At 48.7% G+C, this 263-nt stretch carries 1 protein-coding gene; it reads left to right on the forward strand.

Annotated elements, in window-relative coordinates; translation table 11 throughout:
* Nucleotides 1-33 precede the first annotated feature (33 nt).
* Nucleotides 34-263 (forward strand): tyrosine-protein kinase family protein (locus ACZ3HH_RS30445; RefSeq protein WP_465810352.1); only part of this gene is annotated, 230 nt, incomplete at its 3' end.

The raw sequence follows: 263 nt of genomic DNA on the forward strand, positions 1-263 counted from the left end.
GTCAGTGCTCAAGCAGGCGATGGTCGCAGTTTCATGGCAGCCAATCTGGCGATCGTATTTTCACAGCTAGGTATGCGCACATTGCTGATTGATGCCGATTTACGCAATCCCAAACAACATGCACTCTTTCATCTGGATAACAAAACCGGATTAAGCTCTTATTTATCAGGCCGCAATACCAACTCCCTGATCAATCGCGTCCCAAGCTTTGCCGATCTGAGTGTCATGCCATCAGGCCCATTACCGCCGAATCCACTCGAATT

Source organism: Pseudomonas sp. PME37.24/025, from assembly GCF_055556615.1.